This is a genomic window from Agrobacterium sp. SORGH_AS_0745, from assembly GCF_030818995.1.
Taxonomy (GTDB): domain Bacteria; phylum Pseudomonadota; class Alphaproteobacteria; order Rhizobiales; family Rhizobiaceae; genus Agrobacterium; species Agrobacterium tumefaciens.
In genome coordinates this window covers 2,054,399-2,078,432 of record NZ_JAUTBI010000003.1, presented here as the reverse complement: position 1 = coordinate 2,078,432, position 24,034 = coordinate 2,054,399, and the positions used below count along the sequence as shown (strand labels likewise).

Sequence of the window (24,034 nt, the reverse complement as noted above, 5' to 3'; positions counted from 1 at the left end):
GCTTAAGCCGCCTTATCGGTCGTTGTCTTCATCTCACAGTTTGGTCAGCGCACGAGCCGGATATCGCTCGTCACCACCGTCTTGCCGGTCCTGCCGTCCTTGTCGGTGGTGCGAAGCCGCAGGCCGTTTTGCCCGACTTTTTCGATTGTCATGGCTGCGACGCGGTCGCCGTTGATGTCGCGGTTCCAGCGAACCGTCAGATTGATTGCATTTCCCTGCCGCGTACCGGAAAGGGCAGACGGTCGGCCGGAGGGTCCGGTGTAAGCGCCGCTGTAACGTCCACCTTTCTCCGACAGGTCGGCTGCAATTGCGCGCCTGACCACTAGAAGGCCACGGCATGTGCCGGACATATTGAGCGACGAGGTCCCCGCTTTGGAATTCAGCGTACAATTGACGTTGATTGGCGGCGTGCCAATGCGGGTGATCACGGTTCCCTTACCCGCCCATGTGCCTTTCAGCGACGAGAGGAATTCGCGTTCGTCCGCTAATGCCGGCTGCACACCGAGCAGCCCTGCAAAAAATAAACTCGTGATAGCCGTCGTTTTCATGGCGCGTATCCAATTTTTCACGAAGACTAACTCGCTTGCACCGTCAAACGTTCCTCCGGTTTATTTAGCAACTGTCAAAAAATTCGAGAGGCTCATGTTTCTATCGTGCCGATGCAACCAAATGCAGGCATAGATGTTTCTCGCCAGCGTCGATCAATTTCTGATCACCTACCGCATATTTTTCGGAGCATATTTCATGACGACGATCGGCGTTTTGGCACCGCGCGGCAGCCTCCCCTCCGGCGGTCTGCCTCGCAGCGGTGGTATGTCAGACCGCACGCTTTTTGCCCTTGCGGCGCTTAATTTCTTTCTGGCCGATGCCCGCGACGGGCTAGGGCCGTTCCTGGACGCATTTTTGGCGACACAGGGCTGGTCATCGCTTTCGCTGGGGATGATTGCCACGGTCGGTGGCCTTGTCGGTCTGCTTGCCACACCGCTCTGCGGCGCGTTGGTGGACGGCACGACGTGGAAAAGAACGTTGATTGCCATCCCCGTCGTTCTCGTCACCGTCGGCGCGCTGATTACGCTGATCTTTCCCGATGCGTGGATCGTCTGGACCGGCCAGATCATGACTGCGGTTGTCGGCGCCGTCGTTGGACCGGCTCTGGCCGGACTGACGCTTGGTCTGGTCGGTGAACGCCTGTTCTCCCGTCAGATATCGCGAAACGAATTCTGGAACCATGGCGGCAATTTCGCATCGCTCTTCGCCACTTACGTTGCTGTTTCCTTCTTCGGCTTGCATGGCGTCATCGGGCTGATGCTTTTGACGGCTGCCGGCGCACTTGTTGCCGCCGCCGCCATCGACCCCGACAGGATCGACCACAAGGTGGCGCGAGGCCTTGGCGAAGACAAGGGCGAACCGGGGCCTTCAGGCATCAACGTGCTGCTTCACGAACGCGGTCTGATATTCCTCGCGATCATTCTTCTTATATTCCACTTCGGCAACGCGCCGATGGGGCGGCTTATCGCGCAGAATTTCGCCATCGAACTGCAGACACCATTTCGCACAACAGCGATCATTACTGGCGTCGCGCAATTTGCCATGATCTTCGTTGCGGCCCTGGCGCCGTGGCTGATCCGTCGCTTCGGTCTTGCGACGGTATTCCTGATCGCGCTTGCCGCCCTTCCGATCCGCGGTCTGCTGGCTTCCGCCTTCACCGATTTCTGGGTAATCTTTCCGGTGCAGCTGCTTGACGGTATCGGTGCCGGCCTTCTGGGCATCGTGACGCCTGTGGCCGCCGAACGCATTCTCAAGGGAACCGGCCGGTTCAATGTCGGCCTTGCAAGCGTCATGATGGTGCAAGGCATTGGTGCGTCCCTCAGCAACGTCGTTGCCGGCTGGCTGGTAACCAAAGGCGGTTACGCCCTTTCGCACTTGGTCGGCGGCGGCATATCGGCAATCGCCATCGCTCTCTTCTTCATCTACCGAAACGAGATCGCCCCGAAGCAGACCGACGAAGTACTGCCTCAGTAAACCGTACAAATAAAAAAGGAGGCCTCACGGCCTCCTTCATCCAACTTGCGCAAGTGTCGGTTATCCGACGAAAGCACGCTCGATGACGAACTCGGCAGGCTTGTTGTTCGCACCTTCGTTAAGGCCGGCCTTTTCAAGAAGCTCCTTCGTGTCCTTCAGCATGGCCGAAGAACCGCAGATCATGCCGCGATCGATAGCGGGATCGAGTGCGGGAACACCCAGATCCGCAAACAGCTTGCCGTTCTCAATCAGCGAGGTGATGCGGCCCTTGAAGGGATAATCCTCGCGCGTGACAGTCGCATAGTGCTTGAGCTTGTCGCCGACGATCTCGTTCAGGAATTCATGGTTCCTGATTTCCTCGACCAGATCGAAACCGTATTTCAGTTCGGCCACATCGCGGCAGGTATGGGTGAGGATGACCTCTTCGAACTTTTCATAGGTCTCTGGATCGCGGATCAGGCTTGCGAAAGGTGCAATGCCGGTGCCGGTCGAGAACATATAGAGCCGTCTGCCTGGTGTCAGGGCATCCAGAACCAGAGTTCCTGTCGGCTTCTTGCGCATAAGCACGGTATCACCGGGCTTGATCGCCTGAAGATGCGAGGTCAACGGGCCATCCGGAACCTTGATCGAGAAGAATTCGAGTTCCTCGTCCCAGGCAGGGCTGGCGATGGAATAAGCGCGGTAGATCGGCTTTTCGCCGACCATCAGGCCGATCATGGCGAATTCGCCGGAGCGGAAGCGGAAGCCGGCCGGACGCGTCATGCGGAAACGGAACAGGTGATCCGTATAGTGCTCCACCGACAAAACTGTCTCGGCGTAAACACCATCAGGTATCTTGATCGCGAAATCTTCCGTCTTGGCTGGCGCGTTCATTTCAGGTTCCGTCCATTCATTCGATAAGCGACATTCTTCGACCGGGCAATTATACCATTTTTGCCGCGGTTTGAAGGCATGAGAATATCAATACTGCCATGCGCGCAGAAAATATGCATCTAAAACTCATATTTCCGCACAGCGCGTCATTGGGCCGCACGGCGGCGCCAGCTATAGGCCTCTCCACCGTTGGCCGGAAGGGCCGTCGGCTGGTAATAGACCGGGATTTCCGGCAGGCGATTTTCGGACAGGCGGCGGATCGCCGTCTCGTTCGTCACCGCAAAGCTGGTAAAGCCGGTGCGCAGCATCAGCGGCACCTGGTCGATCAAAACATCGCCAACCGCCCTCACCTCACCGGCAAAATCAAGACGGCTGCGCAGCAACGAGGCATGGCTGAAACCCCGCCCGTCATTGAAGGCCGGGAAGCTGACGGCGACAAGGTCGATGCGGTCGAGATAGGGCTCGAGCCGGGTGACATCGTCGGAAGGCGCAATCAGAACGCCGAGGCCGACATCATTGCTTTCAGCCGCACGGACAAGGAAATCAGCGAGCGACAGCACCGGTTTCTGCTCGGCAGTTGCCTTCACCTCTTCCGTTTCGATCACCCAGGGATCGTTTTCCACGAAGCCGTCGCGGTTCCAGATTTTCGTCATGGCAATCTCCTCAGGCGGCTTCAGCGGCGGAACCGTAGAGCGCATCCTTGAACGGCTGCGGTCCGACGCGGCGATAGGCTTCGAGGAAGGTTTCTTCCTTCGAAAGACGCAAGCCCAGATAGGTGTCGACGATAGTTTCCACCGCGTCGGTGACTTTTTCCGGCTCGAAACCACGGCCAATGATCTCACCAATCGAGGTGTTTTCATCACCCGATCCGCCAAGCGTGATCTGGTAGAGTTCCGCACCCTTCTTCTCAACACCCAGAAGGCCGATATGGCCGACATGGTGGTGGCCGCAGGCATTGATGCAGCCGGAAATCTTGATCTTAAGCTCGCCGATTTCCGCCTGACGTTCCGGCGCGCCAAAACGGGTAGAGATTTCCTGCGCCACCGGAATGGAGCGCGCATTGGCAAGCGCGCAATAGTCCAGCCCGGGACAGGCAATGATATCGGTGATCAACCCGGCATTGGCAGTCGCCAGTCCGGCTCCTACAAGTGCGCGATAGACCGGCTCGAGATCGGCCAGCGCCACATGCGGCAGGATGATGTTCTGCTCGTGGCTGATGCGGATTTCGTCAAACGCGTATTCGGCGGCGATATCGGCGACGAGTTCCATCTGCTCGTCGGTCGCATCGCCGGGAATGCCGCCAATCGGCTTCAGGGAAATCGTCACCATGCCGTAGTCCGGATGCTTATGCGGCTGGACGTTCTGCTCGACAAAACGGGCAAAACCCTCATCCGCCCGCTTCCAGCGCGCCAGGCTCTCCCAGCCTTCAGGGCGGTCCTTCAGTGCTGGCGGTGCGAAATAGGCGGTGATGGCCGCAATGTCGGCATCCGGAAGCTTCAATTCCGTGTTTTTCAGCTCCGCGAATTCAACCTCGACCTGGCGGGCCAGTTCTTCTGCGCCGGTTTCATGCACGAGGATCTTGATACGCGCCTTGTATTTGTTGTCGCGGCGGCCGTGCAGGTTGTAAACGCGCATGACGGCCGTGGTATAGGACAGCAGGTCTTCTTCCGGCAGGAAGTCGCGGATCTTCTTGGCGATCATCGGCGTACGCCCCTGCCCGCCGCCGACATAGACGGCAAAACCGATCTCGCCCTTGTCGTTCTTTTTCAGATGCAGGCCGATATCGTGAACCTGAATCGCGGCGCGGTCGCGCTCGGCGCCCGTTACAGCGATCTTGAACTTGCGCGGCAGGAACGAGAACTCCGGATGCACGGAAGACCATTGACGCAGGATTTCCGCATAAGGACGCGGATCGGCGACCTCGTCTGCGGCGGCGCCCGCGAAATGGTCGGCGGTCACATTGCGAATGCAGTTTCCCGAGGTCTGCAGCGCATGCATTTCCACGCTTGCCAGTTCGGAGAGGATATCGGGCGTGTCGGACAGGCGCGGCCAGTTGTACTGAATGTTCTGGCGGGTGGTGAAGTGGCCGTAACCCCGGTCATATTTGCGGGCGATATGAGCCAGCATCCGCATCTGCTGCGAATTCAGCGTGCCGTAGGGAATGGCGACGCGCAGCATATAGGCATGGAGCTGGAGATAGACACCGTTCATAAGGCGCAGCGGCTTGAACGCGTCCTCGGCAAGCTCGCCGGACAACCGGCGCTCGACCTGATCGCGAAACTGTGCCACGCGGCCTTCAACAAATGCGTGATCGAACTCGTCGTAACGGTACATATTCTTCCTCAGACTGCGATGAATGCTGCATCGGCCGGCTTGAAGCCGTTGGCATAGTGCATGGTCGGGCCAGCGGCGCGAATGCGCTCACGAAGCCGCGTCGGCCAAAGCTTGCCATTCTCCTCCACCACGTCGATGACATTCACGTCAACGACCTTGTTGGCGGAAAAATCCCGCTTGCCGATTTCCTCGAACGAAGCGACGGCCTCTGCGTGGCGGGCGACGATTGCGTCCTGCAGGTTCTCCGTCCATTCGCCATTGGCATCGAGCCATACAGCGATCCCATCGCCCAGGCGGTTGGCGGTCAAAACCTTGTCAGCCATTTGCATACTCCCTTTTAAGGTTCGCTGGCCGCGCAACAAGCGCGAGCGCCTCGGACCTGTCAAATTTGGCGCCCGCCACCGCATCGCCGATGATGACCATGACCGGACCGGTCAGTTCGTCGCGATGTTCGAGGTCGGGCAGATCGTTCAAAGTGCCATGCAGCAGGCGGCGATCCGCGCGGCTGGCATTTTCGATAACGGCTACGGTCGTTTCCACGCCGAGACCTGCCTCTATCAGCCTCGTCGCGACCGACGCGGCAACGCTGCGGCCCATATAGACAGCAATGGTAGCGCCGGAGACGGCAAGCCGCGCCCAGTCCGGCAGGACATCGCCAGTCAGATCGTGGCCGGTGGTGAAAATCAGCGACGAAGCGACACCGCGCAGCGTCAAGGGCAATTCGAAATCCGCAGCAGCGGCGAAGGCGGAGGTAATGCCCGGAACGATCTCGTAACCGATACCGGCATCGCGCAGCGCCGCCATTTCCTCTCCCGCCCGGCCATAGACCAGCGGATCACCGGATTTGAGGCGCACGACGCGCTTGCCGTCTTTACCAAGACGCACCAGCAGGCGGTTGATCTCATCCTGCGACTTGCTGTGGCAGCCCTTGCGTTTGCCGACGGACAGCCGCTCGGCGTCGCGGCGCCCCATGTCAACGATTGCCTGCGGCACTAGCGCATCGTAGACGATCACATCCGCTTCCATCAGCACGCGCTGCGCGCGCAGCGTCAGCAAATCTTCCGCACCGGGACCAGCGCCGACAAGCCAGACGCGGCCTTCGCTGCGCTCGGGCGATTGCAGCAAACGGTCAGCGGCATGGCGGGCGGATGATGTATCGCCGAGAGCGACGGCATCTGCGACAGCACCGGAAAAGAACCGACGCCAGAAATTGCGCCGCAACGCGCCCTTGGGAACATTCTGCTCGGCGGCGTCACGATATTGCACGGCGAGGCGCGCAAGCTTGCCCAGCGACGGAGACAGCATCTGGTCGATGCGTGCACGGATCATCTGGGCAAGAACCGGGCCGGCGCCTTCGGTGCCAATGGCGATGGCGACGGGTGCGCGGGCAACGAGTGCGGGCGTGAAGAAATCGCAGAACTCCGGCTGATCCACCGCATTGGCGGGGATTTTCTTGGCGCGCGCAGCCAAAACGATCTCACGGTCCAGTGCCTCGTCCCCAGTGGCGGCAAAAACCAGCGTTGCGCCTTCAATCAACTGGCTTGCGAAACCCAGGGCCCGATGATCGATGCCGTTTTCGCTGATATAGCGCGCAAAATCCGCTTCCGGCTGGTCGGCATAAGCAATGATGTGTGCATTGGTATTGGCAAGCAGCCTTACCTTCGCAAAGGCCTCGTCGCCATTGCCGAAAACAGCGACCTGCCGTCCCTCAACCCGGAAGAACGCGGGGAAGGTCGAAAGGCGATCGCCAGAAGCGGAAAAATCATGTTCGTTGTGCATCGGGCATTTATCCCGCATTGCGGCGCAAGATTGAAGAAACAGAAATTCAAGCCTTTCCGACACCTGGATTTTTATTTCTCGAACACCCCTGTTTTTGAGGAAAACTAACCGGCGCACCTTTATCAACCCTGTCGAACGCCTCTAAATCCCATGAGAATCCCTTGACAAACCAGGCCCTCGCGCCGAACAAGAAGGGACTATTTTCGTCGATATCTCCATGCAAAAACCGCTTCGCCCTAAGGCGGCACGAAGGATCAGACCCTTGACCAGCTCGACAATTGCCGCCCGTCTTCTCGATGTTATCGAACACGATATCCTGCCCCTGACGGCGCGCGGCGTCAGCCTCGGCAACAAGGTTTTCGGTGCGGCGATCCTGCGTAAATCCGACCTGTCGCTGGTGATCGCGGAGACGAATAACGAGTTGGAAAACCCGCTCTGGCATGGCGAAGTGCACGCGCTGAAGCGGTTTTACGAGCTGGGTGAGAAACCGAACACCAAGGAATTGATTTTCCTTTCCACTCATGAACCCTGCACCATGTGCATGTCCGCCATCACCTGGGCCGGCTTCGACAATTTCTACTCCTTTTTCAGCCACGAGGATTCGCGCGACGCTTTCGCCATCCCGCACGACCTGAAAATCCTCAAGGAAGTTTTCGGGCTGGAGCCGGGCGGGTATCGCCGCAGCAACGCCTTCTGGAACTCTTTCTTCATTACCGATCTGGTGGAGAGCGAAGACGATCCGCTAAAGACCGAGTTGAAGGCGCAGACGGCCCGCATCAAGGCTGTCTATGACGAGCTTTCCACCAGCTATCAGTCATCGAAGAGTGGCAACGATATTCCGCTGAACTAGAGCATTTCTAGACGGTTTTCCGCCTGGATATGTATGAAAATAAAGAACGAAGGTTTGAAAGACTATGGAAGCCTCGAAGGATATTTCCCGCCTGATCGAGATCATGGAAGCCCTGCGCCAGCCGGAAACCGGCTGCCCCTGGGATGTAGTCCAGACCTTCGAGACGATCAAGCCTTACACCATCGAAGAGGCTTACGAGGTTGCCGACGCCATCGAGCGCAAGGATATGGACGATCTTTGCGAAGAACTGGGCGACCTGTTGCTGCAGGTGGTTTTCCATGCCCGCATCGCCGAGGAACGAGGCGAATTCGCCTTTGGCGACGTGGTTGAGGCCGTGACGTCCAAAATGATCCGCCGCCATCCGCACGTCTTTGCCGTTTCCGCCGCCAATACGCCTGACAGCGTCAAGCTGCAATGGGACCAGATCAAGGCCGAGGAAAAGCGCGAGCGTGCGGAACGCCGCGCCCGCCGCGGTATCACCGAGGATTTCAAGGCCGGCTTTTTAGGCAGTGTGCAGCGTAGCCAGCCGGCTCTGACCGAGGCTCTGAAGTTGCAGGAACAGGCTGCGCGTGTCGGTTTCGATTGGTCGGATCCAGCCCCCATTCTCGACAAGATCGAGGAGGAAATCGCCGAACTGCGTGAAGCGCTGGCGGAGGGGAAGCCGGAGAAGGTCTCTGATGAACTTGGCGATCTCATCTTCGCGCTGGTCAATATCGGCCGTCACGTCAAAGCCGATCCGGAAGACGCGCTGCGCGGCACCAATACGAAATTCCGCAGACGTTTCAATCACATCGAGACGTCGCTCACCGAAAATGGCGAAACGCTTCAGGAAGCGAGCCTTGAGAGAATGGAAGACCTGTGGCAGGCGGCAAAACGCATAGAACGCTCGCTGGATATGGTGTCGTCCTGATCACCCGGATATGCCGAAAAATTCAGAGTGCCCGGTGCTTTCGACAGTGGTGACGAAAACCTAGAACCTCTCCTGCGTCATGCTCGGGCCAGTCCTGAGCATCTGCGACGTCCTGATTGTATCTGTGTGTCTAGATCCTTGGGACAAGCCCAAGGATGACGTTGAGTATAAGGGAATATACCGCAATCGTTCTCGGAGCGCTTACTGCTCCCAGTCTTCCCGCTCGCGGATGGTTGCCTTTCCAAACTTCCGTTCCAGCTCGGTGGCCTGCGCTTCCGAGAGGCGCACATCAAGGGAAACCGAACCGTCCTCATTGTCTTCGCGGCTATCCACGATGGAGTTGCTGTAGACCCATGAGATCAGCGGCAATTGCTCGACGGAGAGGACTACAGTCGTTTCCGTCAGGACACCTGACAGACGGCCGGAAATCTCGTCCATCAGGGCATCGACGCCCTCGCCCGTGACCGCCGAAACGGCACGGATATCGGAGCGGCCCTCGGCACGTTCAATGATGGCGTCATGCGCTTCGGGTTCGAGACGATCGACCTTGTTCCAGACCTCGATGATGCGCTTTTCGGCTTCCTTTTCGTCGATGCCGAGATCGCCAAGAATGCGCAGCACATCGGCCGACTGGGCGGCATTATCCGGATCGGACATGTCGCGCACGTGCAAAATAAGATCGGCTTCCAGCACCTCTTCCAGCGTTGCGCGGAAAGCGGCGACGAGATGCGTCGGCAGATCGGAGATGAAACCGACGGTATCGGACAGGATAACAGTGCGGCCATGCGGCAGCTTCATGCGGCGCAAGGTTGGATCGAGCGTCGCGAACAGCATGTCTTCCGCCAGAACGCCAGCGCCGGTAATACGATTGAACAGGGTGGACTTGCCGGCATTGGTATAACCGACCAGCGCCACGATCGGGTGCGGCACCTTGCGGCGCTTGGCGCGGTGAAGCTGGCGGGTGCGCACCACCTGCTCCAGCTCGCGCTCGAGCTTGACGATGCGATCCTGCAGCAGCCGACGGTCGGCCTCGATCTGCGTTTCACCCGGACCGCCCATGAAGCCCGCGCCACCGCGCTGGCGTTCAAGGTGGGTCCAGCTTCTGACGAGGCGGCCCTTCTGATAGTTCAGATGCGCAAGATCGACCTGCAACGTGCCTTCCTTGGTGGAGGCACGGCGGCCGAAGATTTCGAGGATCAGGCCCGTCCTGTCGATGACCTTGGCATTCCACTGCTTTTCAAGATTGCGCTGCTGCACCGGGGTCAAAGGATGATCGACGATCACCAGACCGGAATTGGTTTCATCCAGAAGATGGCCGATTTCCTCGATCTTGCCGGTTCCAAACAAAGTCGCCGGACGCGGCTGGTTGACCGGCACGACAAGACCTTGCGTCACCTCAAGATCAATGGCGAGCGCCAGCCCCTTTGCTTCCTCAAGCTTGGCCTCAACAGACCGTACAGGAGAAACCGAACCCGCCACCGCATCACGGCTTTCGCGCTGCTGCTTGAGGACAGGCACGATGACCACCGCACGCATGTCGTCGCGGTGCTTTTCCTGTTCGGGGATGATCGATTCGTTCGAGGTGTCGCGCGTCGTAATGGGTTCAGCCTTATCAAGAAATGAATTTGCAGCCGACCGCATCCGTGCGGACGACTATCTGGATTAACCTGATTGAACCGGAAATGTTCCCGGTTCAGGTCAGCTTATATCGAAGATAGCGTTGAGGGAGCCTGATCAGGCTGCGCCTTCTTCGCTCTCGAACATCTGCATCGGCTGGCCGGGCATGATGGTGGAGATCGCATGCTTGTAAACAAGCTGCGAGTGACCGTCACGGCGCAGAAGCACGCAGAAATTATCGAAGGAAGTGACAACGCCCGTCAGCTTGACGCCGTTGATCAGGAAAATCGTGAGCGAAATCTTTTGCTTACGAACGGTATTGAGGAAAAGATCCTGAAGGTTTTGAGAACGTTCCGCCATGGCGCCGCTTCTTTCTTTTTTGCCGGCAGGGATACCGGAAAATAATCAATCAATAATAAGCCGGCCGAGTCTAGTCCCCCGCTTGGCCGACCTGCAACTCTGGTATCAAATCGTGTCCTGTTCCGCAACGGCGAAAACAGCCGAATGAGTACGAGTATTGACCTGCTTTTTCGATTCGAAACAGTCAGAAATATTGTATCGAAACCCGGAAAAGCTGTTCCACGTCGCGCACCGCATCGGCAGATGCAAACAGCACGACGCGGTCCTTCGCCTTGATCTTCGTGCTGCCGTCCGGGCGGATCACCACACCGTCGCGATAGATCGCGCCGATGCGCACGCCATCAGGCATATCGATGTCACGAAAGGACTGGCCGACCAGCGGCGAAGTCTCCAGCGCCTCTGCCTCGATTACCTCCGCCGAGCCGCGCTGAACGGCATAAACCGACCGGATACGGCCCTTGCGCACATGCTGGAGAACGCGCGAAATGGTAACGGCCCTGGGATTGATATAGGCGTCGAGACCGAGTGAATCCGCAACCTCGTGAAAGGACGAGCTGTTCAACAATGCAAGGTTGGATTTGCAGCCAAGCTGCTTGGCCATCACCGCCGCCAGTATATTGGTCTGATCGCTGTTGGTGAGCGTCACGATCAAATCCGCATCCTGAATATCGGCCTGCAGCAAAATCTTCTGGTCCAGCGCCGAACCATGCATGACAATGGTGTTGCTGAGCTGTTCCGATGCGGCAATAGCCCTGTCGCGATCCGCCTCGATGATCTTTACCCGCGTCTTAGGCTGCAACTCCTCGATCTTCAGCGCGACGAAGTGGCCAATATTGCCGGCGCCCGCAATGACGATGCGCTGCGCCTCCTGCTCCTCATGGCCGAAGAGGCCAAGGGTGCGGCGTGCGTGCTGTCGCTGACAGATGACATAAGCGAGGTCGCCGACGCGCAGCTGCTCGGAGGAGTGCGCGACCTTGAGGATGCCGTTCCGGTAGACGCCTACCACTGTTGCGATAAGGTCCGGAAAGAGGTTGGAAAGCTGCTGCAGCGGCGTGTTGATGACCGGGCAGTCCTCCATGCACTCGATTGCCAGCATGAAGACCGTGTCGTCGGCGAAACGCACGACATCGGTGGCACCCGGAAAGGCGATGCGCCTGAGTACCATCTTGCCGACTTCGACTTCAGGCGAAATCGTCACGTCGATCGACATGTTTTCGCGGCTGAACAGATCGGCATATTCTGGTTTCAGATAGCTTTGGTCGCGGATGCGGGCGATCTTGGTCGGAACGCTGAACAGCGCATGCGCAACCTCGCAGGCGACGATATTGATCTCGTCATGCAGGGTCACGGCGATGATCATGTCGGCCTGGTCCGCACCCGCCTTTGCCAGCATGTCGGGATGGGCGCCATGGCCGACATAACCGCGCACATCCAGCGTCTCGGTAATGGCGGTAATGAGGGTCGCGGAGGTATCGATGACCGATACCTCATTATCCTCGCGCGACAGTTGTTCGGCAATGCCGTAACCCACCTGCCCTGCGCCGCAAATGATGACTTTCATGCTGTCTCTCTGACGGAATAATCGATTACGACGACTTGGGCCTTCGTGTCTTATACGCCGAGAGATTTCAGTTTGCGATGCAGTGCCGATCTTTCCATGCCGACAAATTCCGCCGTTCTTGAAATATTGCCGCCGAAGCGGTTGATCTGGGCGACCAGATAGTCCCGCTCGAACATTTCACGTGCTTCGCGCAACGGCAGTGTCATGATGTGCTGATCGCCTTGCGCCGAAATCTTCGGCAGCATGTCGCCAATATCCGCCGGCAACATGTCTGCCGAGATTGGTGCCTCACCGCCTTCGGGGCGTGCCAGAATCATCAGCCGCTCGATATTGTTGCGGAGCTGGCGAATGTTACCCGGCCAGTCATGCGTCTGGAGAACGGCCATGGCGTCATCGCCGATCTTGCGCGGGCGGATGCCGGCCTGTTCGGAAATCTGCCGCATGAACATGTCTACGAGGAAAGGAATATCCTCACGCCGCTCGGACAGCGCCGGCACCTTCACCGGCACCACGGCGAGGCGATGGTAGAGATCTTCGCGGAACTGGCCTTCGGCGATCAGGCTTTCGAGGTGATGGGCGGTCGAGGAGATGATGCGCACATCCACCTTTACCCGCTTGCCGCCACCGACACGCTCGAACTGCTGATCGACCAGCACGCGCAGGATCTTGTTCTGCGTTTCGCGCGGCATCTCGCCGACTTCATCGAGATAGAGAACACCGCGATGGGCCTCTTCCAGAGCGCCCACCTTGCGCGGCTGCCCGGGCAGGCCTTCCGTGCCGAACAAGGCGATTTCCATGCGGTCCGGCGTGATGGTCGCAGCGTTCAGCGCAACGAAAGGTCCTGTAGCACGCGAGGATTTCTTGTGCACCATGCGCGCCACCAGCTCCTTTCCGGAACCGGAGGGGCCGAGAATCATGATGCGGCTGTTGGTGGGCGCCACGCGGTCAATGGTCTGGCGAAGTTGGGAAACCGCAAGCGACGCGCCGACGAGTTCAACCGCATCGCCAGTGCGCTTCTTGAGTTCCTGCACCTCCCGCTTCAGCTTGGAGTTCTCCAGCGCGCGTTCGGCAATCAGGATCAGGCGGTCTGCCTTGAACGGCTTCTCAATGAAATCGAACGCGCCGCGCTTGATGGCGTTGACGGCGGTTTCGATGTTGCCGTGACCGGAAATCATCACAACAGGGATATCGGGATGGCGGCTCTTGATCTCGTCCAGCAGGGCCAGACCGTCGAGCTTCGACCCCTGCATCCAGATGTCGAGAAAGATGAGACGCGGAACGCGTTCGGAAATGGCGGCCAGCGCGCTGTCGCTGTCGAACGCCATGCGCGTCTCGTGGCCTTCATCGGAAAGAATACCCGCTACGATTTCGCGAATGTCCGCCTCGTCATCCACGACCAGAATATCAGACGCCATATGCTGCTTCCTTGTTATTTTTGCCGCCGACCGCCTCGATATAGGGCAGCAGCACTCTGATCATGGCACCGTGGCCATGGTCGAACTCCGGCGGGGCATCGTGGAGTTCCAGATACCCGCCATGCTCTTCGATGATTTTCTTGACGATGGCGAGGCCGAGGCCCGTGCCCTTGTCCCGCATCGTCATATAGGGTTCGAGAATGCGGTGACGGTTCTCGACGGGCAGGCCTCTGCCATTGTCGATGATGTCAGCCACGAACCGCGAATTGGCCTCGTCGAAGGATGCGCGCACCAGGATTTTACCTGGCCGCTTTTCGCCTTCCACTGCCTCGATCGCTTCAGTTGCATTCTTGATGAGATTGCCGAACGCCTGTCCCAGCATGCGGGCATCGAACATGCCCTCCAGCGGGACATCGCCAAATTCCGTCGAGAATTTCGTGTCTGCGGCGCTTATTTCGCGCAGGAATGCCGCGTCCTTCAAGATCGAACGCAGGTCCGACTTTTCCTTCGTGGGCTTCGGCATGCGCGCAAAGGCCGAGAATTCATCCACCATCCGGCCGATGTCACCAACCTGCCGGACGATGGTGTCCGTACACTGGTCAAAGATGGCGCGATCGTTCTCGTCGATCTGCTTGCCGAAGCGGCGTTTGATGCGCTCAGCGGAAAGCTGGATAGGTGTCAGAGGATTCTTGATCTCATGCGCAATACGCCGCGCGACGTCGGACCAGGCGGTCGAGCGCTGGGCAATGACGAGATCGGTGATATCGTCGAGCGTGATGACGTAGCTGTCGCGGCTGTCGCGTGCATCCTCACGGGTCACCTGCACATTGAGCGTCCGTTCGGTGCCGCGCCGCATGATGTTGATCTGCTTGCGGAAATTGCCGCGCGACCAAGTGTTGGCCTCGGTCACGACCTCTTCGATTTCAGGCGCGATATCAGATAGTTGCGCGCCGATCAGCTGGTCGGAGGAAAGCGCTACGAATTCTTCAGCCGAAGGATTGACGATGGTGATCCTGCGGTTTTCATCAATGCCGATAACGGCCGCGGTAACGCCCGACAATACGGCCTCGATGAAGCGGCGGCGATCATCGATGTCGTCTTTCGCTTCAATGATCTGTTCCTGTTGGCTACGCAGTTCCGAGACCATCTTGTTGAAGGTGCGCGACAGGCGGCCAACGTCGCCATCGATGGCGCGAACGGGAACCAGCACATGCATGTTTCCGGTGGCGACACTGTCTGCGGCGCTGATGAGGAGACGGATAGGACGCACGATACGGTCGGCTACCGCAATCGCGGTCCAGATCGCCGCCAGAAGTACGATCAGCGCGAAACCGAGATAGAGGATTGCAAACGCAATCTGCAACGGCGCACGGCCGGCCTCCATCGCCTTGTATTCGGCGCGGTTCTCTTCCATCAGCCGCATCGCGCCCATTACCTTGGGATCGACGGCACGCACGGTGTAAAGAAACGTACCGCTGATGCCCTCGAGCTTGATGATGGCGCCGACGAGATTGGTGATACCAGGCGGAATAAGGGTTGGCTGACCAGCGGCGGCCTTTTCAAGCGCATCGTGCGGAATGGCCGGAAGCGGCTTTTCCGTCTTGATATCGGCTTGCGCGACGGCGTCGCCGTCTTCCTGCACCAGGAATGCGCCGAGAAGACCACGGCCCTTGGCCTGACGGGTCATGAGATCGACGAAGCCGGTGCGGTCGAGATAAAAGAGCGCGCGATTGCGGTCGAGGTCGGTAGCCATCGACAGGGTCTGTCCCTGAAGATAACCGGCATTCTCCATCATATAGGCCTGGGCGATATTGCTGGAGGAATCGACGATCGACTGGGTACGTAGCGCAAACCAGCGGTCGAGACCGACATTCAGCGTCAGACTGGCGAAGATGGCGACGAGAACGGCCGGTGTAATCGCAACGATGGAAAACAGCACGACGATGCGCACATGCAAGCGTGCCGCCGCCCTGCCCTTTTTCCGCGCTTTCAGCAGGCGGTTGATTTCCCGACCGATGAGAAAGATCAGTCCGATCACAAAGACCGAATTGATGACGACCGAGGCGATGACGACATTCGATGTCGGCGCAATCGGTGTTACGCCCAGAAGCACGAAAAGTGTCAGTATGGCGCAAACAAGGGCGACACCGGCAAGCACCAGCCCCGGCAGAGCGAAAGACATCCTGCGATCGGCTACCACCATTCCCGCTGCGTCTTCGGCAACGGCTTTTTCGGCGGCGGGTTTCCGCATGCATTTCTCCCAATCGCTGGCTAGCCAGCACCACATTCATGAAAATGGGCAAATCCGCCTCGTGCCGGCGAATCTCTCTCCATCCTAGTGTTTTCCAAGCAACACAATGTGGCGAAAATGCAACGACAACCGTGGCCTTGTCAACATTCTCAGCTGGGGCGGGAGCTGCGATACACGGAAACGCCAAGCTCGCGAATCTTCTTGCGCAGCGTATTGCGGTTGAGGCCAAGAAGATCGGCAGCCTTGATCTGGTTACCGCGCGTCGCCGTCAGGGCGGCGAGAATGAGCGGATATTCCAGTTCGCGCAGAACACGGTCGTAGAGACCCGGCGGCGGCAGGCCTTCGCCGAAACTTGCGAAATAATCCCGCATGTTTTCCTCGACCGCCTGCGAAATGGTCAACGAGCCGGTGCGGACCGCCATCTTGTCGAGCGGGCTGTCTGGAACATCCGACTGCAATTCCTGCTCGATGATCTCGCGGGTGATGACTTCCTGCGGATAAAGCGCCATCAGGCGACGGATCAGGTTTTCGAGTTCGCGCACGTTGCCGGGCCAGGCATAGGCTTTCATGACTTCCAGCGCCTCGGTCTCGAATCGCTTTCCTTCCAGCCCCTCCTTTTCACCCGTCTGGATGAAATGGCGCACAAGATCGGGAATATCCTCAGCGCGGTCGCGCAGCGGCGGTAGCCGCAGCGGCACGACGTTCAGGCGGTAATAGAGGTCTTCGCGGAAAAGGCCCTGGTTGATCGACTGCTTCAGGTCCTTGTTGGTGGCGGCGACGATGCGAACATCGGTCCTGATCGGCGTGCGTCCGCCCACCGTCGTATATTCGCCCTGCTGCAATACGCGCAGCAGCCGCGTCTGGGCGTCCATTGGCATATCGCCGATTTCGTCGAGAAACAGCGTGCCGCCCTCGGCCTGTTCGAAACGGCCGGTCGAGCGGTTCTGCGCGCCGGTGAAGGCGCCCTTCTCATGGCCGAACAGTTCGGATTCGATCAGATCACGCGGGATTGCCGCCATGTTGATGGCGACGAAGGGGCCGTTGCGGCGCTTGCCGTAATCATGCAGCGCGCGCGCCACCAGTTCCTTGCCGGTGCCGGATTCGCCGGTAATCATCAGCGTCAGGTCGGTCTGCATCAGGCGGGCGAGAACCCGGTAGATTTCCTGCATGGCGGCCGAGCGGCCGACGAGCGGCATGCCGTCCTGCATATCGTCGTCCAGTTTGGCGGGCTTGCGCTTCGGCTCCGACAGGGCGCGGCCGATGATGGCAATCAGCTCCGTCAGGTCGAAGGGCTTGGGCAGGTAATCGTAAGCGCCCTTTTCTGAGGCCTTGATCGCGGTCATGAAAGTGTTTTGGGCACTCATCACAAGAACCGGCAGGTCCGGGCGGGCCTTCTTGATGCGCGGAAGCAGATCGAAGGCGTTTTCATCGGGCATCACGACATCGGTAACGACCAGATCGCCCTCGCCGGCAGAAACCCAGCGCCAGAGCGTTGCGGCATTGGACGTGATGCGCACATCGTAACCGGCACGGCTGAGCGCCTGATTAAGCACGGTGCGGATCGCGGCATCATCATCGGCGACGAGGATAGTAGCTGTCATCTGTCATTTCCTGTCGAGTTCGGCAAGATGCGGTCGTCCAGCGCCACTTCAGGCGAGACGGGCATCAATACGCGGAAAGTCGTGCGATGGTTCTGGCTGTCGCATTCGACAATGCCGCCATGGGCGCCGATCAGTTTGGCGACAAGCGCCAGACCCAGGCCCGAACCATTCGTCTTGGTGGTAATGAAGGGGTCGAAGAGATGCGGCAGGAGATCGGCCGGCACTCCCGGCCCATTGTCATGCACGCAAAACTCAAGCGGCAGCGAGATGCGTTCGCGGCTGCCGGCCACGGACATGCGCATGCCGGGACGATATGCCGTCGTCAGCACGATCTCGCCCTCCGACTGATTCCCGACGGCTTCCGCCGCGTTTTTCACCAGATTGAGAAAGACCTGCACCAGCTGGTCGCGATTGGCATAAACCGCCGGCAGCGATGGATCATAATTCTCGGAAATCTTGATGTTGCGGGCAAAGCCAGCCTTGGCTATGGCCTTCACATGGTCGAGCACCGAATGGATGTTGACCGGCACGCGGTCCACCGGACGCTCGTCGGAAAACACTTCCATGCGGTCAACCAGCGAGACGATACGATCGGTCTCGTCGCAGATCAGCCGCGTCAGCGCACGGTCCTCATCGGCAACCGATGTCTCGAGAAGCTGCGCGGCACCACGAATGCCCGAAAGCGGGTTCTTGATCTCATGCGCCAGCATCGAGGCAAGGCCGGTGACAGATCGTGCAGCAGCCCGATGGGTCAATTGCCGGTCGATCTTGTCAGCCATCGACCGTTCCTGGAAGACGACGACAACAGACCCTGGCTCGCTGACAACAGGCGCGACATAGAGATCGACGAGCTTGTCCTGTCCAAGCCGGGGGGAGCTCAGATCGACCCGATATTCATTTACCGGCGCGCGGCGTTCCCGCACCTGATCGATCAGCGCAAGCAGCGGACTGCCGAAGGGAATGAAGGTGGAGACGCGGTAGCGAGCGAGATGGGAGGCGCTGGCCCCGAAAAAAGCTTCTGCTTCCCAATTGGCAAAAGCGATGAAACCTTCGGCATCCACCAGAATAACGGGATTCTGCACCGCGTTCAGAACCGCCATGGCGAGCGGGTTCGCATCTGCCGGGCTGTGTTTATCAGCACTCATGCGGCCTTCCTTGCGGCTTCTTCGCCCGCATTGTCGCAAAGGGCGGAGCGCAGCAGATCAGCCACTTCCCCCGTATCACGCGATGTCATGATTCTAGCCTTGTCGGTGGTGGCGATCTCCGTCGCGAAACGGTCGAGATACCAGCCCAGATGTTTGCGGGCATGCCGAAGACCGGCTTCCCTTCCATAAAATTCGAGCATCATGTCGTAATGTTCGACGGCGATATCGGCAATATCGGCGCGTTGCGGCGCTGCATGTCCGGCCAGTACCGCCGGCAGCCAGGGTTGACCCTGTGCACCGCGACCGACCATAACGGCATCCGCGCCGGAACGGCTGAGGATTTCACGCGCATCTTCGGCGGTCTCGACATCGCCATTGGCGATCAGCGGCACGGAAATCACCTCGCGCACGGCGCGAATGGCATCCCAGTTCGCCCGTCCTTCGTAAAACTGCATGCGGGTGCGGCCGTGAATGGTGATCAGCTGGACACCGGCGGCTTGAGCGCGGCGAGCAATTTCGGGTGCATTGATGGTGTTTTCATCCCAGCCGAGCCGCATCTTCAGCGTCACGGGCACATCGACCGCGCCGACGGTCGCCTCGATCAACGACAGCGCATGATCAGGATCCCGCATCAAGGCCGAACCGGAGTAACCGCCCGTAACCTTCTTGGCCGGACACCCCATATTGATGTCGATGATGCCAGCGCCATTGTCAGCCGCAATTTTTGCCGCTTCCGCCATGAAATGCGCTTCGCGTCCGGCGAGCTGCACCATATGCGGAACCATCCCGGCATTTTTAAGCCGCGCCCAGGATTCCCCACGATTGGCGACAAGTTCCCGGCTTGCGACCATTTCAGTCACCACAAGGCCCGCGCCGTAACGCCAGGCGAGCTGACGGAAAGGCAAATCTGTCACGCCCGACATAGGCGCCAGCACTGCGCGATTACGGATCGCGACTGAGCCGATGCTGAACGGGACTGACAACTCCGGAAGGGGCAAGTGATGATCTTTCGTGCAGAAGAGTTATATGCATTATTTTTAGACAGTGTTTGCGCAGTTGCCAAGCACTTTTACAGGGTTGCACCTTTTATTTGCGCGTGGCCTGCCTGCCTGTTTTGCTGGCGGCGGCAATTTGTGCAGGTTTGAACAAACGGGATGACCGATCCTGCGGCATGTGGGTGCGGGTGGGCGGCTTATCGGGCTGGCCATTCGGGTTTTGAAACGCTAGAGCAGGACTGTCAACCATTAAGGGTTGCGCACAAAGCATAAGACCAATGCAGGAAAGTACTATGAAACTCGGCATCGTCGTTGTCGCCGCAGGACGCGGAGAAAGAGCCGGCTCCCCCGAGGAAGGGCCGAAACAATATCGCCCGATCGGTGGCAGGGCCGTGATCGAGCATACATTGTCGACCTTTCTTGCCTGGGCAGACACATATCCTATCGTGGTCGTTATCCATGCCGACGATGCGGCACTCCTGTCACCAATCCTTGAACGGCTTAATGCCGGGGAGCGGATCGTCACCGTCACGGGCGGCGCAACCCGGCAGCAATCGGTGCTCGCTGGTCTGGAAGCGCTGGCCGCGCTAGACCTCACACATGTGATGATCCACGATGCCGTGCGGCCTTTCATCGCCGTTGACATGCTGGAACGCATCGTGGCGCTGCACAAGGCGGGCGCTGTCGGCGTTCTGCCTGCCCTGCCCGTCACTGATACGCTGAAGCGTGGCGCAGGCGATTCTGTCGCGGAAACGGTTTCAAGGCAGGGTCTTTATGCGGCGCAGACACCGCAAAGCTTCGGCTATGGCGAAATCCTCGCCGCGCATCGCGCTGCTGCCACATCTGGAAAAACCGACTTTACCGATGACGCCTCGATCGCCGAATGGGCAAGTCTGCCTGTGACGCTGACCGAAGGCTCGGTCGACAATGTGAAACTCACTCTCAAGCGGGATATCGCCATGGCCGATGAAAAGCTCTCCTACGGACTGCCTGACGTGCGCACCGGCAATGGTTACGACGTGCACCAGCTGGAAGCAGGAGACGGTGTGACGCTGTGCGGCGTCTTCATCGAACACGACCAGAAACTCAAAGGCCATTCGGATGCCGATGTGGCGCTGCATGCGCTGACGGATGCCCTGCTCGCCACCTGCGGCGCTGGCGACATAGGCGATCACTTCCCGCCTTCCGATCCGCAATGGAAGGGTGCCGCTTCGCGCATCTTCCTCGAACACGCGGCCAAGGTAGTCCGCGGCAATGGCGGCACGATCATGAATGCCGATGTCTCGCTGATTGCCGAAGCGCCGCGCATCGGACCGCATCGGCAGGCCATGCGTGAGGCGCTTTCCGACATTCTCGGCATCGCGCTGGAGCGCTGCTCGGTCAAGGCTACCACCAACGAGACGATCGGCTTCGTCGGCCGCCGCGAAGGTATTGCTGCGATTGCCACTGCCACTGTGGTCTACAAGGGCAGACCGCTATGAGCCTGTTTCCTGCGGATATAGAAGAACTGGCTCGGCGGATCATTTCTGACTTTACCGCCGGCGGCTTCATGGTCTCGACGGCGGAAAGCTGTACGGGCGGCCTGATTGCTGGTTCGCTGACGGAAATCGCCGGCTCTTCTGCCGTCGTCGATCGCGGCTTCGTCACCTACACGAACCAGGCCAAGATGGACATGCTTGGGGTTGGAACTGAGACGCTGGCGAATTTCGGCGCCGTATCCCGACAGACCGCGCTGCAAATGGCGCATGGCGCGCTATTTCGTTCCCGGGCGGATTTTGCCGTAGCCGTGACCGGCATTGCCGGTCCGGGCGGAGGTTCGGCTGAAAAACCGGTGGGGCTGGTGCATCTGGCCGCCAGGGCGCGCAGCGGTAAAATCCTGCACCATGAAATGCACTACGGAGAGATCGGGCGCACGGAAATCCGTCTTGCAACCATCAGAACGGCGCTCGAGATGCTGATTACCCTCAATCAGGCTGGGTCCGCGTAGATTTTATCGGCGCGGGTCTCGAAGGCTTCGGCGAACATGCGGAAGGCCCTGTCGAACATCGATCCCATGACCGCACCGAGCAGCCGGTTCTTGAATTCATACTCGATGAAAAAATGAATGGCCGAGCCGCCCTCTGCGGAGGCTTCAAAACGCCAGCGATTGTCGAGATATTTGAACGGGCCGTCGATATATTTCACGTCGATGGCGCGCTCTGCCGGGTTCAGCAGCACCTGCGTGGTGAAGGTCTCGCGAATGGCCTTGTAGCCCACCGTCATATCTGCCACCAGCAGGGTCTTGCCGTCCCGCTCCTTGCGCGAGCGGATGACCAGCGCTTCGCAAAGCGGCAGAAACTGCGGATACTTCTCCACATCGGCGACGAGGTCGTACATGCGGTCGGGCGAGTGTTTTACAAGGCGATGCGTTTCGAACTGTGGCATGAGCGGGAGTTAATCCTCGATAACAAGAAGATCAAGAAGGCGGCGAAGCTGTTTTCGGCTTTTAAGCTGGAATACCGGCACGTTGGGACCATAAAGCGCGAAATTCTGCTCGAAGATCGGGGCGTGCCGGCGTTCGAAATTCCAGATATAGCGCAGGAAATCGAGATCCAGTCTTTCGGGGCACCCTTCAGCCATTTCAGGACGCGCCTTGCCATACCCCTTGGCAATCCGGGTGATGGCGCCCCAAAGGCAAAGCCAGCGCGGCATGCGCACCCAAAGGACGATGTCGGATCTCGGCAGACGCATGTCGAAAGACGATGGATTGCTGCCGTCCATCAGCCACCGGTCTTTGGTGACGATGGCGGCAATCCTTTGCCGCTGTTCTTGGCGCGGGCGTGCCTGCCAGCCTGGCAACCAGAAAATAGCGCGATCCATGGAAATGTATTCAAATCCAAAGCGTCTTACGAGCTTCCGGGAAAGCGTCGATTTTCCGCCTCCGGAGCAACCAACGACCGAAATACGCTGCGCAGATGCGATAATCGCGGCCGCGTCCTCCACCTTTTCAAGATAGTTCGGCATCGAATAAACCTCGTCTTCGCCACCATGCCATTTTTAAATAGCGCGGCTATTATTCTGCGGCGGCATGGCCGCGGCGTCCGATGTTACGGAAATTTAACTATTGCAACCCCCTCGCAGGGATTGCTATTTATTTGCGACTAATATTACACCCATGGGATGCAACGGCGCTGGAACCTCCCATTTTCACCGCGCTTATTCATCCCTGGGTTCACACCCACATAACCCGCTTTGAGCCACTGAGTGAGCCGATGGACGATTTTTCCAACATCATCAACCTTCTCGAATCCGCCAAGCAACTTGCATCGATGAACGAAATGCCGATGCTTGCCTATCTCATCGACGTTGCGAAATGCGAGGCGAGAGAGAACAAGCCGGTTTTGCGCAAGCGCAAACGCGGCGAATCGACCGCCAAGGAAGAATGTTAGACGCCGGCTCGATAAAGCCGGCTGGCCCAATCTTCAAGACGATGTCATAATCAGGACTGAAACCGGCCGCTTTTCGAGGCGGCCGTTTCTTTTCACGATGGAAATGACAATCTCATGATCGCCGCATCCGCCGATATCAGGACCTATACGCAGGAAAGACCGAAGGAACGGCACGGCTTCGTGCAGATCGTTCTTCCGGTCTCGGGATGTCTGCGGATCGATGTAGCAGGGCTACAGGACGAATTGTCCACCGGGCGCGCGGTCTTCATTCATCCCAACACATCGCACACGCAGGAAGCGACGACGATCAACCGGTCGCTGGTGGTCGATATCGACGAAACTGCTGTTCCCGAACAGGTGCTGGAGAGATTTGTCCACAAGCCGTTTCTCGATATCGCACGGGATACACGGCAGCTGATCGCTTACATGCGCGGCGTCATCGGATCGGATGGGCCGCGTGCGGATATTGCCAACCTCTGGGCACCGCTCCTGATCGACAGCCTTGCGACTGAAAAGACCGATATCCGCCACCGCCTGCATGCGCTGGGCAAGATCGTCAGAGCGGAGCCATTTTTCCCCTGGACCATCGAGACGCTCGCATCCTGCGCCGCGATCAGCGATAGCCGCCTGCATGCGCTGTTTCTGGAAGAGTTCAGCCTCCCTCCTCACCGCTGGCTTGCAGAGCTGCGCATGGACAAGGTCTGCGCATTGCTGCGCCACTCCACATTGCCGATTGCGGAAATTGCCTTGCGGGCCGGCTTCTCCGACCAGACGGCACTGACGCGCGCCATGCGCAACGCGATGGGCAAAACGCCTGCCGCTTATCGCCGGGCCTTCGGAATTCACTGAAAGCACAGCACCTCTTCTCTCAGGAGTTTTTGTCAAGACAGCCG

General features: G+C 58.8%; 23 protein-coding genes. 7 read left to right on the top strand and 16 right to left on the bottom strand.

All coding sequences use genetic code 11. From position 1 onward, the window contains the following. Window positions 1-44: 44 nt before the first annotated feature. Window positions 45-548: a hypothetical protein gene (locus QE432_RS19865; RefSeq protein ID WP_013636046.1), complete on the bottom strand. Its 504-nt coding sequence runs from the start codon at window positions 546-548 to the stop codon at window positions 45-47. A 133-nt stretch (window positions 549-681) separates the two neighbouring features. Here QE432_RS19865 and QE432_RS19860 point away from each other — a divergent pair, with 133 nt between their 5' ends. Continuing rightward, window positions 682-2,022 carry an MFS transporter gene (locus tag QE432_RS19860; RefSeq protein ID WP_373465172.1) on the top strand — a complete coding sequence of 447 codons (1,341 nt, stop codon included), beginning with the start codon at window positions 682-684 and terminating at the stop codon, window positions 2,020-2,022. Window positions 2,023-2,082: 60 nt separating this feature from the next. Here QE432_RS19860 and QE432_RS19855 read toward each other — a convergent pair whose 3' ends face one another. The 5 genes from QE432_RS19855 to cysG all read right to left on the bottom strand — a co-directional run bounded on the left by QE432_RS19855 (window position 2,083) and on the right by cysG (window position 7,008). Then, window positions 2,083-2,895, bottom strand: coding sequence for a ferredoxin--NADP reductase (locus QE432_RS19855; RefSeq protein WP_003512938.1), 813 nt, complete (start codon window positions 2,893-2,895; stop codon window positions 2,083-2,085). 146 nt (window positions 2,896-3,041) lie between these two features. After that, window positions 3,042-3,548, bottom strand: a complete 507-nt coding sequence (locus QE432_RS19850) for a DUF934 domain-containing protein (RefSeq protein ID WP_111783314.1) — start codon at window positions 3,546-3,548, stop codon at window positions 3,042-3,044. Between the two features lie 10 nt (window positions 3,549-3,558). Continuing rightward, window positions 3,559-5,229, bottom strand: coding sequence for a nitrite/sulfite reductase (locus tag QE432_RS19845; RefSeq protein WP_003512935.1), 1,671 nt, complete (start codon window positions 5,227-5,229; stop codon window positions 3,559-3,561). A gap of 8 nt (window positions 5,230-5,237) precedes the next feature. Further along, window positions 5,238-5,552, bottom strand: coding sequence for a DUF2849 domain-containing protein (locus tag QE432_RS19840; RefSeq protein ID WP_003512933.1), 315 nt, complete (start codon window positions 5,550-5,552; stop codon window positions 5,238-5,240). Then, a complete protein-coding gene (gene cysG, locus QE432_RS19835; protein ID WP_306625411.1) occupies window positions 5,545-7,008 on the bottom strand; it encodes a siroheme synthase CysG in 1,464 nt (487 codons plus the stop codon). The genes QE432_RS19840 and cysG overlap by 8 nt, the downstream gene beginning before the upstream one ends. Before the next feature lie 262 nt (window positions 7,009-7,270). Between cysG and QE432_RS19830 the strand changes: the two genes are divergently transcribed. Together QE432_RS19830 and mazG are read left to right on the top strand one after the other, a co-directional pair. Continuing rightward, a complete protein-coding gene (locus QE432_RS19830; RefSeq protein ID WP_306625409.1) occupies window positions 7,271-7,858 on the top strand; it encodes a deaminase in 588 nt (195 codons plus the stop codon). 64 nt (window positions 7,859-7,922) lie between these two features. After that, a complete protein-coding gene (gene mazG, locus QE432_RS19825; protein WP_306625408.1) occupies window positions 7,923-8,768 on the top strand; it encodes a nucleoside triphosphate pyrophosphohydrolase in 846 nt (281 codons plus the stop codon). A gap of 201 nt (window positions 8,769-8,969) precedes the next feature. Here the strand turns inward: mazG and hflX are convergent, their stop codons facing one another. From hflX to dusB, 8 genes are all read right to left on the bottom strand, one after another. Next, the gene (gene hflX, locus QE432_RS19820; protein ID WP_306625406.1) at window positions 8,970-10,409 is read right to left on the bottom strand and encodes a GTPase HflX; all 1,440 of its coding nucleotides are present in this window, start codon (window positions 10,407-10,409) and stop codon (window positions 8,970-8,972) included. Between the two features lie 93 nt (window positions 10,410-10,502). Continuing rightward, window positions 10,503-10,745, bottom strand: coding sequence for an RNA chaperone Hfq (gene hfq, locus QE432_RS19815; RefSeq protein WP_003496145.1), 243 nt, complete (start codon window positions 10,743-10,745; stop codon window positions 10,503-10,505). 184 nt (window positions 10,746-10,929) lie between these two features. Then, window positions 10,930-12,306, bottom strand: a complete 1,377-nt coding sequence (gene trkA, locus QE432_RS19810) for a Trk system potassium transporter TrkA (RefSeq protein WP_373465171.1) — start codon at window positions 12,304-12,306, stop codon at window positions 10,930-10,932. A 50-nt stretch (window positions 12,307-12,356) separates the two neighbouring features. After that, on the bottom strand, window positions 12,357-13,721 hold the full coding sequence (gene ntrX, locus QE432_RS19805) for a nitrogen assimilation response regulator NtrX (protein WP_003512918.1): 1,365 nt from the start codon (window positions 13,719-13,721) through the stop codon (window positions 12,357-12,359). Continuing rightward, entirely contained in the window at window positions 13,711-15,972 is a 2,262-nt protein-coding gene (locus QE432_RS19800) for a sensor histidine kinase NtrY-like (RefSeq protein ID WP_003512916.1), read from the bottom strand. The genes ntrX and QE432_RS19800 overlap by 11 nt, the downstream gene beginning before the upstream one ends. A gap of 149 nt (window positions 15,973-16,121) precedes the next feature. Beyond that, on the bottom strand, window positions 16,122-17,573 hold the full coding sequence (ntrC, locus tag QE432_RS19795) for a nitrogen regulation protein NR(I) (RefSeq protein ID WP_003512914.1): 1,452 nt from the start codon (window positions 17,571-17,573) through the stop codon (window positions 16,122-16,124). Next, window positions 17,570-18,718 (bottom strand): two-component system sensor histidine kinase NtrB, encoded by a 1,149-nt coding sequence (locus QE432_RS19790; RefSeq protein ID WP_003512904.1) that lies wholly within the window; start codon window positions 18,716-18,718, stop codon window positions 17,570-17,572. The genes ntrC and QE432_RS19790 overlap by 4 nt, the downstream gene beginning before the upstream one ends. After that, a complete protein-coding gene (gene dusB / locus QE432_RS19785; protein WP_272870597.1) occupies window positions 18,715-19,701 on the bottom strand; it encodes a tRNA dihydrouridine synthase DusB in 987 nt (328 codons plus the stop codon). Before dusB ends, QE432_RS19790 begins: the two co-directional genes overlap by 4 nt. Before the next feature lie 305 nt (window positions 19,702-20,006). Here dusB and QE432_RS19780 point away from each other — a divergent pair, with 305 nt between their 5' ends. Then, window positions 20,007-21,194 carry a bifunctional 2-C-methyl-D-erythritol 4-phosphate cytidylyltransferase/2-C-methyl-D-erythritol 2,4-cyclodiphosphate synthase gene (locus QE432_RS19780; RefSeq protein ID WP_306625394.1) on the top strand — a complete coding sequence of 396 codons (1,188 nt, stop codon included), beginning with the start codon at window positions 20,007-20,009 and terminating at the stop codon, window positions 21,192-21,194. Beyond that, entirely contained in the window at window positions 21,191-21,700 is a 510-nt protein-coding gene (locus QE432_RS19775; RefSeq protein ID WP_038490894.1) for a CinA family protein, read from the top strand. The genes QE432_RS19780 and QE432_RS19775 overlap by 4 nt, the downstream gene beginning before the upstream one ends. Here the strand turns inward: QE432_RS19775 and QE432_RS19770 are convergent. After that, window positions 21,682-22,137, bottom strand: coding sequence for a type II toxin-antitoxin system RatA family toxin (locus QE432_RS19770; protein WP_003512897.1), 456 nt, complete (start codon window positions 22,135-22,137; stop codon window positions 21,682-21,684). The two genes, QE432_RS19775 and QE432_RS19770, sit on opposite strands and share 19 nt — an antisense overlap. Window positions 22,138-22,146: 9 nt before the next feature. After that, a complete protein-coding gene (locus QE432_RS19765) occupies window positions 22,147-22,716 on the bottom strand; it encodes an AAA family ATPase (RefSeq protein WP_111803678.1) in 570 nt (189 codons plus the stop codon). Window positions 22,717-22,964: 248 nt separating this feature from the next. Here QE432_RS19765 and QE432_RS19760 point away from each other — a divergent pair, with 248 nt between their 5' ends. Both QE432_RS19760 and QE432_RS19755 read left to right on the top strand, forming a co-directional pair. Continuing rightward, window positions 22,965-23,141 carry a hypothetical protein gene (locus QE432_RS19760; protein WP_003512893.1) on the top strand — a complete coding sequence of 59 codons (177 nt, stop codon included), beginning with the start codon at window positions 22,965-22,967 and terminating at the stop codon, window positions 23,139-23,141. A 114-nt stretch (window positions 23,142-23,255) separates the two neighbouring features. After that, the gene (locus QE432_RS19755) at window positions 23,256-23,990 is read left to right on the top strand and encodes a helix-turn-helix transcriptional regulator (RefSeq protein ID WP_306625391.1); all 735 of its coding nucleotides are present in this window, start codon (window positions 23,256-23,258) and stop codon (window positions 23,988-23,990) included. Window positions 23,991-24,034: the final 44 nt, after the last annotated feature.